The sequence below is a fragment of the Stieleria sp. JC731 genome, from assembly GCF_020966635.1.
Classification (GTDB): Bacteria; Planctomycetota; Planctomycetia; order Pirellulales; family Pirellulaceae; genus Stieleria.
In genome coordinates this window covers 760,031-776,808 of record NZ_JAJKFQ010000011.1, presented here as the reverse complement: position 1 = coordinate 776,808, position 16,778 = coordinate 760,031, and the positions used below count along the sequence as shown (strand labels likewise).

12 protein-coding genes are annotated in these 16,778 nt (G+C 54.7%); 5 read left to right on the top strand and 7 right to left on the bottom strand.

Translation table 11 applies throughout. The annotated features are described in order from the left end of the window. Window positions 1-1,089: 1,089 nt before the first annotated feature. Together LOC67_RS19770 and LOC67_RS19765 are read right to left on the bottom strand one after the other, a co-directional pair. Window positions 1,090-1,512, bottom strand: coding sequence for a hypothetical protein (locus tag LOC67_RS19770; protein WP_230264479.1), 423 nt, complete (start codon window positions 1,510-1,512; stop codon window positions 1,090-1,092). Window positions 1,513-1,744: 232 nt separating this feature from the next. Then, window positions 1,745-2,869 carry a hypothetical protein gene (locus LOC67_RS19765; protein WP_230264478.1) on the bottom strand — a complete coding sequence of 375 codons (1,125 nt, stop codon included), beginning with the start codon at window positions 2,867-2,869 and terminating at the stop codon, window positions 1,745-1,747. A gap of 505 nt (window positions 2,870-3,374) precedes the next feature. Here LOC67_RS19765 and LOC67_RS19760 point away from each other — a divergent pair. Together LOC67_RS19760 and LOC67_RS19755 are read left to right on the top strand one after the other, a co-directional pair. Then, complete coding sequence (locus LOC67_RS19760; RefSeq protein ID WP_230264476.1) at window positions 3,375-4,856, top strand: aldehyde dehydrogenase family protein; 1,482 nt, start codon at window positions 3,375-3,377, stop codon at window positions 4,854-4,856. Between the two features lie 440 nt (window positions 4,857-5,296). Further along, window positions 5,297-7,267 carry a YjhG/YagF family D-xylonate dehydratase gene (locus LOC67_RS19755; protein ID WP_230264474.1) on the top strand — a complete coding sequence of 657 codons (1,971 nt, stop codon included), beginning with the start codon at window positions 5,297-5,299 and terminating at the stop codon, window positions 7,265-7,267. A 77-nt stretch (window positions 7,268-7,344) separates the two neighbouring features. On the opposite strand, the gene LOC67_RS19750 is transcribed toward LOC67_RS19755, so the two are convergent. Further along, on the bottom strand, window positions 7,345-8,598 hold the full coding sequence (locus LOC67_RS19750) for a glycosyltransferase family 4 protein (RefSeq protein ID WP_230264472.1): 1,254 nt from the start codon (window positions 8,596-8,598) through the stop codon (window positions 7,345-7,347). 426 nt (window positions 8,599-9,024) lie between these two features. Between LOC67_RS19750 and leuB the strand changes: the two genes are divergently transcribed. From leuB to LOC67_RS19735, 3 genes are all read left to right on the top strand, one after another. Then, the gene (leuB, locus tag LOC67_RS19745) at window positions 9,025-10,098 is read left to right on the top strand and encodes a 3-isopropylmalate dehydrogenase (RefSeq protein WP_230264471.1); all 1,074 of its coding nucleotides are present in this window, start codon (window positions 9,025-9,027) and stop codon (window positions 10,096-10,098) included. 65 nt (window positions 10,099-10,163) lie between these two features. Further along, the gene (locus tag LOC67_RS19740; RefSeq protein ID WP_230264470.1) at window positions 10,164-11,249 is read left to right on the top strand and encodes a phosphatidate cytidylyltransferase; all 1,086 of its coding nucleotides are present in this window, start codon (window positions 10,164-10,166) and stop codon (window positions 11,247-11,249) included. Beyond that, window positions 11,249-12,028 (top strand): TatD family hydrolase, encoded by a 780-nt coding sequence (locus LOC67_RS19735; protein WP_230264469.1) that lies wholly within the window; start codon window positions 11,249-11,251, stop codon window positions 12,026-12,028. Before LOC67_RS19740 ends, LOC67_RS19735 begins: the two co-directional genes overlap by 1 nt. A 48-nt stretch (window positions 12,029-12,076) precedes the next feature. Here the strand turns inward: LOC67_RS19735 and LOC67_RS19730 are convergent, their stop codons facing one another. From LOC67_RS19730 to LOC67_RS19715, 4 genes are all read right to left on the bottom strand, one after another. After that, on the bottom strand, window positions 12,077-12,925 hold the full coding sequence (locus tag LOC67_RS19730) for an inositol oxygenase (protein ID WP_230264468.1): 849 nt from the start codon (window positions 12,923-12,925) through the stop codon (window positions 12,077-12,079). A gap of 117 nt (window positions 12,926-13,042) precedes the next feature. Beyond that, complete coding sequence (locus LOC67_RS19725; RefSeq protein ID WP_230264467.1) at window positions 13,043-14,239, bottom strand: AI-2E family transporter; 1,197 nt, start codon at window positions 14,237-14,239, stop codon at window positions 13,043-13,045. 548 nt (window positions 14,240-14,787) lie between these two features. Beyond that, window positions 14,788-15,156 (bottom strand): Hpt domain-containing protein, encoded by a 369-nt coding sequence (locus LOC67_RS19720; RefSeq protein WP_230264466.1) that lies wholly within the window; start codon window positions 15,154-15,156, stop codon window positions 14,788-14,790. Beyond that, entirely contained in the window at window positions 15,149-16,759 is a 1,611-nt protein-coding gene (locus LOC67_RS19715; RefSeq protein WP_230264465.1) for a sigma-54-dependent transcriptional regulator, read from the bottom strand. Before LOC67_RS19715 ends, LOC67_RS19720 begins: the two co-directional genes overlap by 8 nt. Between the last annotated feature and the right edge of the window lie 19 nt (window positions 16,760-16,778).

The window sequence follows — 16,778 nt, the reverse complement described above, 5'->3', positions numbered from 1 at the left end:
GACTCAAACATTGGTTGCTGGCCGATCGCGAATTGCGTCTTGTTCTCAGACTCTCGTTCCATACTTTCGACGCACGATTCGCGACTAGATCCTTAACGAGGAATGGTCCATCGCAAGGACCACGATTGCGGATCAATCGACGCATTAATTTACCGGCATCCGCCGGGTCATCGGCTGAGCCCTCCGCGTGGATGCACGATCTGAATTGGCTGCTTCATTTACAAAACCTGGGTTTCTTTACGACTGACGCCAACTTGTGTGGAGCCCTAATGGTCTCAAGCGGCGCGCCTGCCTCGGTGCAATCGCTAAATGTGAATGCAACGAAGAATCACGACGGCACGTGGTGGGATAGGGGGCTTGCACAAGCTTTAACTAAGAGCAAAGCTTTACCACCTAGTTGGTGCCCACCTTCCTTCAAGTAACGGCACCTGTTCAAGCAACTTTGATTCCGAAGGAATACAAGATGAAAAGCGTTTCGTTCGTTGTGGCCGTTGCCGCACTTTGCGTTGCCAGCCTGGCACCATCCGTCGCCAACGCTGGATGCTGCGAGCCAGCACCTGCTCCTTGCTGCGAACCAGCACCAGTTTGCTGCCCAGCACCTCCAGTAGAAGTTACCTTCTGCGTTGTCGATCCTTGCACCGGTTGCAAGTACCCAGTTAGCGTTTGCGTTCCTGCAGAATGCGCTGGCACCGTTCCTTGCTACGTCGGTTGCCGTCCTGGCTTCCTCGGCCGCAAGATCCTGACCTACAAGTTCACCTGCTGCGACAAGTGCGTCGACGTCGTGATCACCAAGCACGGCCGCACCATCGTTCGCGACTGATCTGATTGCATGAACCAGGATCAAGTCATCGCACCCGATGCATGATCCGCTGCAAATCAAAAGCGATCAAATTGCCAGACAGCCCCGGGAATCACTCGGGGCTGTTTTCGTTTGGTAGCGAGGGTGAAAGGAGCCTTCCATCTGCGATCAACTATTGTCGCTCCGCTCTCCGCGCCGTTCGCGGTTTCTTATCGTACTCTCAGCTCGGAGAGCGGAGCGACACTTTCAGAGCGGAGTGACACTATCGAGTGCATCAGCTCTTATTCCGCCTACTCGCCCGAGGGCCAAAGCGGTCGGCGTTCGTTTTCGGGCAAGACATTGCGATTGACACGTTCGGGGTCTTCTTGACTGAACGTTTCACGCATCGTCCTGGCGACGACTTCACGTGTCACATACTTGTCTTGCCAGCGGGTGACAAACCCTTCGCCGCGATGTTGTGGGCGAGGCAACTGCGAAGGGTGCTTGACCAATCGCCAAGCTCGAACTTCAAGCTGCCGGTTCTTACTGGACCAATCATAGAAAACGACTTGGCGGAACACTTCGCGGCCGTTGTCGTCCAGGAAGTGATTCAACTCGACCATATCAACGGTCGCTTGAGTCGTCGGGTTGCCACCTAACGAAGATGTGACAACGCAATTCGTCGGTGCTGCTGCCATAGCAACAGCCATAATGACTTGAAACAAAACGTTCATCGGCGTGGACTCCTGATGCGATCAATTGCATCCAGTACGAGCCTCAGCGCCAAACGAAATGCTGCCTTCGTTGAATCCTTAATCGACGCCGAATCATGTTCCGCAAAGATGGCGGATGGGCCACCATCTTTACGACCGAGCACCCTGAAAATCAGTGATGCTCAAACTGGATTCTTTGCCTTTCAAGGCGATGACCGCACGTCGCTAACCGACGATGCGAACCGTACTTTGCCTAGCGGTAAAAACTGCCATTGGTGCCTGTACCGGGATAGCCGCTTGTGGCTGGATACCCCGATGTTGTACCAGTACTACCTGGTGCGTACGAACCACCGACACTACCGTTGCTCATCACGCCATTAGATGGCAGTGACAAAGTCTTGTCGCCCGTAGGGAAAGACGCGCTAGCGGTAGAGAACGATGGCTTTGTGCTTCCAGTACCGACGGTTGAAGCCGGAGTGCCCGTAGGCAAAGTCATGCTGTTCGACGAAGAAGATCCGGCCGCTGGCATCGAAATCGCTGCCACGGCGGTGTTCGGTGTGGCCTCTAGACCAGCCGAAGGTGTATTGGTTTTGGGTGTGAACGGTGCCGCATTGGTTGCGGTTGCCGAAGCTTGTTTGACACTGGCCATCACATCGTCGGGCAACGCAAATCCCGATGTTGTTGGGCCTGCACTTGGCTCGCTAGCTACAGATGCTCCTGTACCGGGCATCGCATAGGACGTACTCGGTGGAATACTTGAAGGACTGATGGGAGAGGTCGCAGACGAGGGCAAGCTGTAGCTCGATCCTGTTCCCCCAGCTGACGGAGCCGGGTACGACGAAGGGATTTGATATCCCGTCGTGTTTGCGGCTGTTGCGGTGGCGCCCGGTGGAGTCGCTTTGGTTCCGAACTGGTAGCCGGCTGGGATCGCTGGCACAGACGAATTCTTGTCGGTCGAAACGTTCGAGCTTAGCGAGTAGTGAGCCGGGCCAGACTGGCTTGCCGCGGGACCACTTGCCAATGCGAATCCGTTTGCCTGAGCTGCAGCCATATTCGCTGCTGGTGAAGTCGGCCCTGCGGTCGGTACGCCAGGATTGAACCCTGCGGTGCCAACGCCTGGTGTTTTCCCCGCATCAGCAACCATGTCGCTGGTTCCAGCAGCATTGGATGCGATCGCCATCGGAGTTGCCGATGAACTTGGCGGAGCAGGATAAGTATGGCTGGGACCGTTTCCGGCAAGCATTTCAGCTGACGGAGCTTTGCGGAAGCCAAACATATTCCATTTGGGCATCGCACTGCGGCATCCTGTCGAACAAGCAACCATGGCTGCACATCCGGTAACCAACAGTTGCGTTCTTAGCTGCTTTCTATTCGGCATCCTTGCGGCCTTCTTTCTTCCTATTTGAAATCACACACCGTCCATGGTGATCGGCAATGACGAAAGCACAGGGCCAGCATTTTCGGGGCAGAATTCGCAAACGCCAAAGTTTTCCTAACTTCACGCCAGCCCTGCCAGCCGGGTATCCATGTTCCATCGGATGTCACCCATGCTTTGAGGCCACCCTAGGACGAGTGACAAACCAAGGTCAATAGCACTTTAAATACCTGCGAACGCTTTGACATCGCCGCTTGGCACTGGTCCGGTGACATTGCCCCCCAAATTCCCACCAAGGCTAGCCGATCGTGTACAACAACAGGGATGTTTCGGCATGCAACGCGATCGCAGGAACCCATAGCAATGCAGTCGGTGATTTGATTTGCCTTTGCTGATGTGTTGAAACCTTCCTTCGCCCCTTTCCCTGTATGTGTTTAACGAACTGCGACCGAATCGATCTGCGGCTTGATTTACATGCGTAGTTCGCGACCAGTCCACGAGGTTATCGATGAGTACGACGTTGTCACAGCCACCAAAGTCTGCGGCCGAAGTCGAAGTGAAGCACACCGAGTGTTTTATTGACGGTAAATGGGTTCCGGCAGCCAGCGGTAAAACGTTTGCGACCTTTAACCCGGCAACCGAACAAGAAATCGCACAGATCGCCGAAGGTGACGCGGCCGATGTCGATGCCGCAGCCAAAGCGGCACGCCACGCGTTCGAAACGGGTGATTGGCCCAAAATGGATGCCCGTGATCGCGGTCGCTTGCTTTACAAGCTTGCCGATCGGATGGAAGAAGAAATCCATTACTTGGCGGCACTAGAAACCCTCGACAACGGCAAGCCACTCAAAGACAGCTTGGGCGGAGACCTTCCGTTGGCAATCGACGCGATCCGTTACTATGCCGGATATGCCGACAAGCTTCACGGCAGCACCATTCCGATTCGTGGCAAATACCTGTGCTACACCCGACGCGAACCGATCGGCGTTGCCGGCCAAATCATCCCTTGGAACTTCCCATTGTTGATGCTGGCATGGAAATGGGGACCCGCACTGGCCGCCGGTTGTACCGTCGTGATGAAGCCGGCTGAACAGACGCCACTGACTTGCCTCGCGATGGCACAGATGGCGAAAGAAGTTGGATTCCCTGACGGCGTGATCAACATCGTCCCAGGTTTTGGCCCCACTGCCGGTGCGGCTTGCGTCAAGCATCCGCTGATTGACAAGATTGCCTTTACCGGCGAACACAGAACGGCGCAAATCATCACGCGTGATTCAGCCGATACGCTCAAGCGTTTGACGTTTGAATTGGGAGGCAAGAGCCCCAACGTAGTCTTCGCCGATGCCGACATGGACGCCGCGGTCCAAGGGGCTTACATCGGTTTGTTCTTGAACCAAGGGCAGTGCTGCTGTGCCGGCAGCCGAGTGTTTGTTGAAAAGTCTTGCCACGACGAATTTATTGAAAAGCTGACGGCGTTGACATTGAAACGCAAAGTCGGCGATCCATTCGCGTCGGACACAGATCAAGGCCCTCAAGTCGATCAAGCACAATTCGACAAGATCATGTCATACATCGACAAAGGTAAGAACGAAGGCGCCGATTGCGTTGCCGGTGGCGGTCGAGTTGGTGAGCAAGGTTACTTTGTTGAACCGACGATCTTCAACAACGTGACCGACGACATGTCAATCGCGACCGACGAAATTTTCGGCCCCGTGATGAGCGTGCTGACCTTCGACGACAAGGAAGACATGATCCACCGAGCGAACAATACGTTCTATGGCTTGGCCGCGGCGGTGTGGACGCGCGACATAGCCAACGCCCATGACTTTGCCGCAAGGGTTCGTGCAGGGACCGTCTGGGTGAACTGCTACGACGTCTTCGACGCAGCAGCGCCCTTCGGTGGATTCAAGATGAGTGGCTACGGCCGAGAACTTGGTGAAGAAGGTCTCAAGCCCTACACCGAATCCAAAACCGTCACGGTCAAGCTTTAGGCCTGGTTCTCCAACGGTCGCAATTTTACATGGCTTGTCAGCCGCTATGCGCCAGCATGCGGTTCCCGGTGTCAACTATTGGCGGGCGGAGCCCGCGAGACATCGCATGCGAGGCAGGAGCCTCGCACGAGCGGTCCTTCAAACTCGTCGCAAGGCTCCGCCTTGAGATGCACATGTCTAGCAGCCTCCCGGCTGCCGGGAATGCACGTAACCGCGGCTAACGCCGTTGCGGCTCAGGGCGAGCAATCAAACTGAGCCGGTTCGCGCTAGCGACGGTTTCCTATGTCCTGACGATAGTCAATTGATCTAACGCCGTTGCGACTCAGGGAGCATTTGTTTCGCAATCCGGGCGGTAAACTATTGCCCGGTTGGGATTGTTTGTGGGTGGGGGTAAACTGCGTTTTGCTTCTTTTCATTGTCCCCGCCCTGTGATTGCTGCCGTGCCCACCTACTTCGATACCCCTGTCGATCCTGATGAACTGATCACTCATGCGGCGGGCCCGTCCGGCTCATTGCCGCTATCGGACGAGATTCTGCGATCGTGGTCCTCGGGCGATCTATTTGGGCTGACCCAAAGCGTCGGCATGGGCTACGACCCGCGACGAGTTCTGGGCGATCAGTATTTGATTCTTAGTACCCAAGGTGGTTTGCGCGAACAGGATGGCACCGCGACGGCATTGGGTTATCACACCGGTCACTGGGAAATCGGCTTGCTCGTTCGCGCGGCTGCGGAACAGTTGTCGGCCAACAAAGCGGTTCCATTTGCGGCCTACTGTAGCGATCCATGCGACGGACGCAGCCAAGGCACCCGTGGGATGTTCGATTCGCTTCCCTACCGGAACGACGCTGCAATCGTCTTCCGACGATTGATACGCTCTCTTCCACAACGCAAAGGTGTCATCGGAATCGCAACCTGCGATAAAGGCTTGCCTGCGATGATGATGGCGCTTGCCGGCAGCAAAGACCTTGCTTGCGTATTGGTGCCCGGCGGTGTCACTTTGCCTGCAACGGTTGGTGAAGACACTGGAAAGGTTCAATCGATTGGCGTGCGATACACCCGTGGTGAGATGTCACTGGAAGAGGCTTCGCTGGAAGGTTGCCGCGCGTGCGGAACCCCCGGCGGTGGTTGCCAGTTCCTCGGCACCGCAGCAACCAGCCAAGTCGTCGCCGAAGCTTTGGGGATGACGATCCCACATGCTGCGTTGGCTCCCAGCGGTTTGCCGATCTGGACACAGATGGCACGCGATTCGGCCGCGGCTTCCATGCAGATGGTCGCCAACGGAACATCAATAGGCGATGTCTTGACGGATGACTCGATGTTCAATGCGATGCTAATTCACGCGGCCGTCGGCGGCAGCACAAACCTGCTGTTACACATTCCAGCGATCGCAGCAGCGGCGGGGTTAACGCGTCCTGATGCCGACGAATTCAGCCGCATCAACCGGATGGTTCCGCGTTTTGTCGATTGCCTGCCAAACGGCCCGGTTGGCCATCCGACGGTTCGATTCTTCCTTGCCGGTGGTGTCCCCGAAGTCGCACTTCACTTGCGTGAAATGGGTTTGCTGCGTAGTGAAGCGATGACGGTCAGCGGAATGACCTGGAATGAAATCTTGGATCAGTGGAAGGATTCTGATCGACGTCAATTCTGCCGCGAGCGACTTTTCGAATCAGACAAAGTTGATCCCGATGACGTCATCGTCCCACCAAATCGTGTAGCCCAAAAGGGACTGACCCCAACGGTTTGCTTTCCATTTGGAAACCTCTGCCCAGAGGGCTCCGTGATAAAAGCAACTTCGATCGACCCATCGGTGATCGATGATGACGACGTCTATCGAAAACGCGGTCCGGCGAGAGTCTTCACCAGCGAGCGTGATGCGATCGCCGCGGTCAAAGGGCAACTCGATCCGGCGATCAAAGAAGGCGACGTGATCGTTCTGATCGGCCGCGGCCCACTTGGATGTGGCATGGAAGAAACCTACCAAATCACTTCGGCGCTGAAGTACCTGTCATTCGGAAAACACGTCGCGTTGATCACCGACGCTAGGTTTTCTGGTGTAAGCACGGGCGCATGCATTGGGCATGTCGGTCCCGAAGCACTCGCAGGTGGTCCGATCGCGAAGGTTCGTGACGGCGACATCATCGAAATCGAAGTCAACCGCAAGTCGCTCGAAGGCACCGTCAACTTGATCGAATCAGCCGACGGAACACCAGCAGAGCAGTTGCTCGCCGAACGGCCACCACACCCAAGCCTTGCAGTCGAAAAAGACATTCCCGATGACACTCGATTATGGGCAGCACTGCAACAAGTCGGTGGAGGTGCATGGGGAGGCTGCGTCTATGATGTCGACGAAATCATTGCGACATTGCAGGCCGGAATGGAAGCACGTGCTCAGCTGAAAGCGACGAAATAGTTTCTTGGGAATCTGCTCCCGTCGCCCGAAAGCTTCACGACCAGCAGCCGTAGGCTGAGCGCTCGAATCGCGATGGTTTATCGACGAGAATATTGCTCGATGACTTTGTGATAAACCTGTGCGGTGCCTTTCGCCATCGACTGATCGGAGAAGTCTTTCTCGTGTCGGGTGCGTGCTGCTTCGGACATCTGATTCCAGTCATGCTTGCCGGTGACCAGGTCTTCGATCTTCGCTGCCAAAGAAGCAGCGTTGCGAGGCTCTGCTAATAGGCCTTCGATCCCGTCGGTGATCGCTTCGGGTGTGCCTTCGACGCGTGTGGCAATCACTGGCAATCCTGCTGCCATCGCTTCAAGGACCACCATCGGAAGCCCCTCACCGTACAGACTGGGCAGAATCATTGCGTCCAGCTTCGCTAACTCAGCAGGGACGTCGTTGGTAAAGCCAACTCGTTCGATCAGACTCGATACTTGTAGATGAGCGATCTGATCGTTGATTTGTTCTTCGTACTCGGCCGTCTCGAACGGACCGATGATGCGTAGTGTGACGTCGACTTGTTCACGAAGCTTCGTTAAGGCTTCCAAGACGACTTCCAGTCCTTTGCGTGGCCGCATCAAAGCGACCATCCCGATCACCCATCGTCCACCGACAGAAGGTACATGATCGCGCGGCGGGCAAATTGCGGGCACACCATTGTGGACAACAGTGACGTTGTCTTCGTTTACGCCTTGCCGCATGCATTCCAAACGCAAACTTTCCGAGACCGTGATCAGGTGACTGCATCCGATCAGCGACATGTTCTCGATCAATGAATTGATTCGGTTGCTGATCGGGTTCGCCGAATCACGTGCGGCGGGACTGTGGACGTGATAGACCCAAGGGATCCCTGCCAACCGAGCGGCCATCGATGCGATCATCGCCGTTCGCGGCGTATGTGCGTGCAGTACTTGATAGCCTTCACGGTGAATCAGTTTGCGGACCTTCCATACACAACGCAGATCAAAACGATTCGCCATGGGAGCTTCGAAGCACTTTCCCCATTGTCCGCCTTGCTCAGACAAGATAGCAGCGAACTTGCCGGGCTTTAGACAAACAAAATCCGCTTTGACTCCCCATTCGGGCAGGCAACGCCCTAAATGCGATTGCACCCGTTCGGCACCACTAAAGTGTTCGCCATTGACCAAATGTAGAACCGATGCCTGTTGGGTCGATGGGTGCCGGTCAAGTTGTGCATCGGCAACCGACACGACGCTCGCTTCGGACGGTTGGACGACAATCGGATCAAGCGTCTGGCCCCATGAGGACGCTTTCGTCGAGGGCTCAAGAGGAAGCATGATGTCGGCAAGTCCCGGTTAGCGGAATGCGGCGTTCGGATCGGAAGTGTTTAAAGTGACCGTGCAACGCAGGAAAGCTTCGGGCGATCAAATCGCGCGGCTTCGCCATCGCATCGAAGGAAACACGCCGGGTCACAATGACACTGACAGTTGCAGGGATTATTCCGCTGTGTGCTGACACTCACCACAACGAAGAGACAGTGAAGAATTCCTGCCACCGCCGGGCAATCCTCGAATCACCTCTCAGCGGCCGATTGGTGGTCCAAAAAACGTGGCACGGTCCCCATCAAACTGAAACGGTGCATCGAATCGGCGACTTGCAACAAAGAGCTTTGCACCACTGGGGAAAGACGCTGCCCTGCGTTAAAGTAGCGAATCTTTCGTCAAACGAATCGACCATTCCCCTCCCGCACTAAAGCAATCACCTTGAAAGCGTCCATCGTTTTGCTGCCCGGCGACGGCATCGGCCCAGAAATTACCGCTCAGGCGCACCTTGTTCTAGAAAAAGTTGCCTCCCTGTTCGGTCACGAATTCGAGTTCTCGTCCCACCTGATCGGCGGAATCGCGATCGACGAAACGGGCGATCCGCTGCCACAAGCGACGATCGATGCCTGCCGCAATGCACAAGCCATTTTGCTGGGTGCCGTTGGTGGTCCTAAATGGGATGACCCCAGTGCGAAAACTCGTCCCGAAGCCGGTTTGCTGAAGATTCGCAAAGAGCTAGGTCTGTTTGCGAACCTACGTCCAATCAAATTGTTCGACCAACTGGTTGATTCATCGCCACTGCGTCGCGAGATCATCGAAGGCACCGACATTCTGTTTCTTCGTGAATTGACCGGCGGGATCTATTTTGGCCCATCAGGTCGAACCGGCAGCGGTGCTGACGAGTCGGCGTCACAGTCGATGGTTTACTCGGTTAGCGAAGTCGAACGAATCGTCCGTTTGGCAGCGAAAGCCGCCCAGGGCCGACGCAACAAACTGACCAGTGTTGATAAAGCGAACGTTCTGGAACCGAGCCGATTGTGGCGTCAGGTTGCGGCGCGTGTTATGGAAACCGAATTCCCCGATGTCGAATATGACGTTGTGCTTGTCGACGCGATGGCGATGCACTTGATCAATCGCCCGAAAGATTTTGACGTTGTCGTCACCGGCAACATGTTTGGCGATATCTTGACCGATGAAGCGTCGATGCTGCCTGGATCACTTGGAATGTTGCCCAGCGCTTCTCTCGGCAGCGACGGCCCTGGACTATACGAACCGATCCACGGTTCCGCACCAGACATTGCCGGTAAAGGCATCGCCAACCCGTTGGCAACGATCCTTGCGGCAGCCATGTTGCTGCGTCATTCGCTGGGATTGGAAGCCGAAGCAACCGCCATCGAAACCGCAGTCAGCAACGTGCTTGCGGACGGATTGCGAACCGCCGATTTATCACGTGGTGCTGATTCGATCGGTACCGAAGCGATGGGTGAAGCAGTGCTGGAACGTCTCCAGGCATAGGGCTGCGGTGTAACCACCGTGCTCCCAACCTTTTTTAAAGCGACGGTCTAAAAAGACGCAACAAGATGCTCGAAAAAGTAGCGCTGCTAGTCCAAGGCGTAACCGCAGCAGTACCGGAAAGCGGCGATGTTTCGTCGGTAGCCGATGCTGCCGTTCGCGTTTGGTTGACAACGCGCTCGATGATTTTAATCGCGGTCATTCTGACCGCCTTGGGAATCGCGTCGCTCGTCGGCTTTCTGCTCGCTCGCAGAGAAACGATGGGTGTCGACGCGGCGCTTGTTGCCCGGTTTAATCAAAAGCTACGGGTCTGGTGGCTCATGACGGCAATCTTTGTCGTCGGCTTTTTATTGCAACGGATCGGAGTCGTTGTCCTGTTCGGTCTCGTTTCGTTTTGGGCGCTGCGTGAATTCATCACGATGACTCCAACCCGGCGCGGTGACCATCGGACACTGTTTTGGGTGTTCTTCTTCTTCACTCCGCTGCAATACATCTTCGTCGCTCTGGGCAGCCACCCACCAAGTTACGTTCCTCAGAACGATTACTATGGTCTCTACAGCATCATGATCCCGGTCTATGCGAGCCTGTTCATCCCGGCGCGAGCCGCGATCGCCGGTGACTACAAGCGGTTCCTGGAACGCAGTGCGAAAATCCAAGCGGGATTGCTAATCTGTGTTTACGCACTCAGCTACGCACCGGCGCTATTAGATTTGGATCTGGTCCGTACTGGTGGTGCCCCATGGAAGGGCAGCAACGTCAGCGTGTTGATCTTCCTGGTTGTTGTTGCGCAGTTAGCCGCCGTGCTTGAACGCGGTTGGAGCAAGCTTGCCGGCAAACACGTGATCGCCGAAAAGATCAATGGGTCTCGAACCTGGGAAGGTGTGCTCGGTTCGATGGTGACAACAGGTTTGATCGCCGCCGCCTTGTGCTGGGCAACGCCTTTCTATCCCTGGGAAGCCGGCGTCTTGGCGGCTGTCGTTACCGTGATGGCTTGCGGTGGCGCGATGACGATGAGCGCGATCAAACGCGATCGCGGGGTTACCGATACAGGGACGCTTGTCCAAGGCCACGCGGGTGTGCTGGACCAGATTGACAGCGTCTGTTTCGCCGCACCGGTGTTCTATCACCTCACTCGATTCTTTTTTTCCGCCTGATGACACTGCGACTGTTCGATACACACGCTCATTTGAACGTCAACGCTTTTGATGAAAACCTTGACGACGTCGTCAATCGTGCAAAAGACGCGGGTGTCGAAGCGATCATGGTGATTGGGATCGATGCCGCGACCAGTAAACGGGCATGCGAGCTTGCGGCGCAATTTCCCAACTACCTCTACGCCGCTGTCGGAATCCAACCCAACTCCGCAGCCGAGGCTGATCCGGCAGACTTCGCGATCATCGAAGAACTGGCGGGATACCCTGGCGTTCGCGCTATCGGCGAGACAGGACTCGATTGCTACTGGGACGACACGCCGATGGAGATGCAACAGGACTATTTTGACCGGCACATGGAACTGTGTCGACAAACGGCCCTGCCGATGGTGATCCATATGCGAGAAAGTGGCGGACTGATCGTCGAACAACTCGATCGCCAAAGCACCGTCCCGCCCGGCATCATGCACTCATTCACCGGCGATTGGGAATGCGCATCGAAATGCCTCGACCACGGATTGCATGTTAGCTTTGCCGGAATGGTCACGTTTAAAAAGAGCGATGACCTTCGAGACGTCGCCAAGCGAATTCCAGCAAACCGACTGCTCGTCGAAACCGATTGCCCTTATTTGAGCCCAGAACCACTGCGGGGCAAACGCCCCAACGAACCCGCTCGAGTCGAACATACGCTTCGCTGTCTTGCCGAAGTCCGTGGTGTTCGTCCCGAAGAACTGGCCGAAATCACCACCGAGAATGCTCGGCGGCTATTTCAACTGCCTTAGCGGACGCTCAACCAAATCGTTTAATATTCGACAGACCGATCGATTCGCTCACCACGACAATTCACCCGGTAGGAATTCATCGATCAGTTCCATGTAGTAGGGCTTCAACGATTCGACGTCGGGACGTTGATCGCTTTTGGTATAGAGATCATACGGGTTGAATAGCTGCACCCACTTGAACATGTGTTGGTCATGTTCGCTCATCAAGTGATCGTAAGCCGATTCACGATGCTGCGGGTAGAACGAGTGGTAGCGGATCATGTAAAGCGCCTCTTCAGGCAAATAATCTTTTACCACGTGGTACAGGTACTCATCGTGTCCCCAGGACATCAGGACATTGTCGAGTCCTGTATTGGGTTCATAGACCCCAAACTTGCTGTTGTACCTTACGTCTTCCGAATCGGGGTTTTCGGAAAAGAATTCAGACAGCACGATCCGATCCGAGAAAGCGCAACCGACTGGAAAGGTATCCCCAACGACCGCCCACTGGGGTTCGCCGAACAGGCAAAGGATCTTCCCTAAGTCATGAATCAAGCCAGTGATAATCATCCATCTAGGATGTCCATCAGCGCGAATCCCTTCGGCAGTCTGCATCAGGTGTTCGATTTGCGATAAATCGGTATCCGGATCACTTTCGTCAACCAACTGATTCAAGTACTCCATCGCTTGCCACACGGTCATCTTGCGACGGTTCAGCTGCAAGTATTCCGCACGTTTCTGACTGACGAAGCCGAACGTTTGATTCGCATGGTTTTGACGATAGAACTCTCGAACGCCAGGCCGAGTCTGTTCGCTGTAATCGCGAAACTCTTCAGCTGGCTTCCCGGGTGCAGGGTAGCGCTGTGCGAGATCGTCTTCCCAATCGTCGAGCGTGTCCAGCGGTCCGTCATATTTCATAGCATGCTCTGTTTTTATAGCGTCAACTCAATCGATCTGCATGGACATGCACGGCCATCCTGCATCTGACTATCGAACAGGCCGTGGCACGAAACGGCAAATCCATAACACGATACTTTAACTGTTTGAAACCCCGTCGTCGCCCAAGACGTCTTCGACGTAAGCCATTTTGACAATCACCGAACCCACCGCCAACATTGGCGAAGCAACCACGGCACCTAGAAACCCCAGGGCGACTCCTAAGAACGCCTGGAATGAAATCAGTAAAGCTGGTGGCATCGCAACTTGCTTCTGTTGAATCAGAGGCGTGATGACATAGCTTTCTAACAGCTGTAGGCCGATGTAGCCGATCGATACCATCACAGCTTGCGAGGTTCCCTCAGGCAGCGCAACCAACAACGACAAACCGAATGCGACGGCGGCACCAATGTTCGGCACGAATGTCAAAAGCGCTGTCAGAATCCCAATGGTCGTTGCCATGGGAATTCCCAAAACTGTCAACAATAGAAACGCACCAAAACCGGTGATTGCCATCGTCGCCAATCGTCCCAACGTCCATCGCCAAAGTGTTTCCACCGACTTGGACATTATCTCCGAAACCCGGTGGCGAGTTCGCATGGGAAACAGACGCAAGAACCCGTCATGATAGACCTTCGGGGCACTCGCTAGAAAAATGCCGACAAAGAAGATCAACAGTGCATTGACTAAGAAGCCGAGTGTGGTTTGGAACAGTTGGCTAACCGCACCGATCGCGTTTTTCACCGGCGAGGACCAACTACCAGCATCTCCGGACGAGTCCTTCGATTGACTAGTCTCACTGGATTGATCCTTCTCGGCGCTTGGATCCCCGCTTGAGTCCTTTTGGCGATCGCTGTCATCACGCGATTCAGCCTTCGAATTTGTTTCCTCCGTTTCACCGAACGATGCGTTCACAAACTCATTTAGAACAGGAGTGGATACCAAAACCGATTGAATCGTGGGGTAGTCCTTCGCACGCTCCATTAACTGCTTTGCACCTTGATCGATCGTTTGAGCCATACGATCGACTTGGCTCTGTGCCTGCACAAAGAAAATTAGCCCGCCGATGGTCATCAACGTTAACAGTGCCCCAACGACAACAGCCAGCGACCAAGTATTCGAGATGCCGAGATAACGTGTGACGGCATCACTGGTGTGCTTCAGAAACACACCGAAAATCAAACCGAGAAATAGAACAAGCAGAACTTCGTACGCCAGCCAAAGCGATACTGCAGCGACGATTGCAACAAGGATGACCAGATAGAAATTTAGTGTGGGTGCAACTTTCTCACTCATGGGTGCCGTTTCAAAAGGGGAGAGACTCAACTAGCCAATTCTGGAGTTCGTCACTGCAATTGGCGTGACCAAACACCCACGCACGACGGATCGTTAAAGATTATTTTTGGACCGCGGATCGAATCGCTCTAGGTGTCTCCAATGTCGCGTTCGATTCGATACGCGTTACAGCTTCGTCAGAAGACGAGGATGGAGATTGACGCGACTTGACATCCAAATTCAAAAGTCGGGTCACTTCAAACCTTTGACTTGTGACCTAGGCCAAAGGTTGTCCTATCGAACTAAACGTGCCGAGGAACCCGGGCAATCAGCCAATCTTGAAAGCCAAACCAGAGACTACGAGGCTATCGCGATAGCGAAGCTTGGCAGTGAAACTGCTGCGAATACCGGGCAAAGAAGACGTTGTCGCGATCGGATGTAACCCCGACACGACTGGACCAGCATTAATACGATAAAGCCACCGTCCGATGGAACGATGACTTTAATTCAGGATGCAGCTCGCAAAGAACGCATCTACATTCATTCGACTCAAACGATCTGCAAAACCGTCAAGAATTGGAATTCGCTTGATCGCATAGCACTTGAATTTCTTCGGTTAACGCATTGATGCGAGGCAGCTCTTTTTCGAACATTGACTTGCATTCTTGAACGCTACCGCGTCGCGCCATCGCCAGCATTTCTTGGATTTCGATGACGACGCCTTCCGTTTCATAGGTGCTCAGCATGCCTTTCAACTTATGAAGCGAAGAGGCCGCCTTAGCCGCATCTCCATCTTCAAGTTCACTTTGAATCCTGGCAATAACGTCTGGGCAGTCCGGTAGCGTCACCGCTGCCATCTCACAAAGAAGTTCAAAGTCGCCATCAAGACGCTGTAGCGCGCCTGCAAACCGTTCTTTTACTGCAAGTTGTTCATTCACCGATTCTTACTCCACTCTCGAGTCGGATATCGTAGCTGGCGATACGGTCCCGAAGCTTCCCTCGAGTGATACCGAGAATAGCCGCCGCCTTACTCTGGTTACCTTCAGTTTCGCGGAGCACTCGCAATAACAAGTAGCGTTCCGCATACGCAATGACCTCTGAATACATGTCCGTCGATTTCTCTTCGAACAAGTTATCAACCAACGCCGGCAGACCGAGGCCACTCGGTTCGTCCGCGTCTGAATCATCGGGTGCGAACTGAGGTGCCCCCAAGTCCGCGGGAACCGATGATGGTGACAAGTTGGAATTCGCCGCAGTGGGAAGATGGCTTGCTGCCGAATCGGAATCAACAACGGTCGCTTCGGCAGCATCCGTATGATCGACCGGGTTCGCAGCTACCGACGTTGCTTTGTTTGGGCTTCCCGCAAGTTCATCCTTGATGACCTTCGGCAAGACTTCTGGAACAAGTACAGGAAGTGCGGAGTCCAGAACGCAGCGACGGACGACCGCTCGCAATTGTCGAACGTTCCCAGGCCACGAATAGCCTTTAAGCATCTCAACCGTTTCCGGAGACGCACCTTCCAAATCTGGCTTATTGAACTCGACTTTCGCTTGACTTAAGAAGTGCTGAATCAGCATCGGAATGTCGCTCGGCCGTTCCCGCAGCGGCGGAAGATAGATCGTGACCGCATTAAGACGGTACAACAGGTCTTCTCGAAAAGTTGACTCGGAAACCATCTCCTCTAGCGGCCGGTTCGTTGCGGCAACGATCCGCACGTCAGTCTTCAGTTCGTTGTTGCCGCCGATGCGTTCAAACCGCTGGTCCTGCAGCACTCGCAAGACCTTGGCTTGGACGATCGATGCCATGTCACCAATTTCGTCCAAGAACAGCGTGCCTTTGTTGCACTGCTCGAACTTACCGATGCGTCGTGAATCCGCACCGGTGAAAGCTCCCTTCTCGTACCCAAATAGCTCGCTTTCCAGCAACGTGTCGGGTAGCGCCGCACAGTTGACCGCTAGAAATGGGCCATCGGCACGGTGGCTGTACTGGAACAGCGCCCGTGCAACTAACTCTTTACCGGTTCCGCTCTCTCCACGCACTAACACGGGAACGTTCTGTTTGCTAACCCGTCCGATCGCCTTGAACACTTCCAGCATCGGAGTACTGCGGCCGATAAACAGCTCGCCCGACTCCTTTGCCAGATTTTCATCAGCGACGATCGCGACAGGAACCGATGCCAACTCTCGTTGTTCGATCGCACGTGAAATCAAGTGCCGAAGCGCCGTCACCGACAGTGGTTTTGCGACGTAGTCGAAAGCACCTAACTGCATCGCCTCGATCGCCGTTCCGCTGGCGGCCTCCACCGTCATGAAGATCACCGGCAGCCGTCGATCCTTTTCTCGGATCTCGCAATACACCGCCAAACCGTTTCGGTCCGGCAACATGATATCCAGCAGGACCGCATCGAATTGGTGACGATTAATCAGTTCGAGACCTTCGTCCGCAGTCTCCGCGGTGACGATATCAGCGACCCCGTCCAATGCTTTCCTCGTCAAAAGAAAAACAGAAGGGTCGTCGTCAATTACAAGTACAGTTGGCATTCGTTAAGTCACTCGTTGA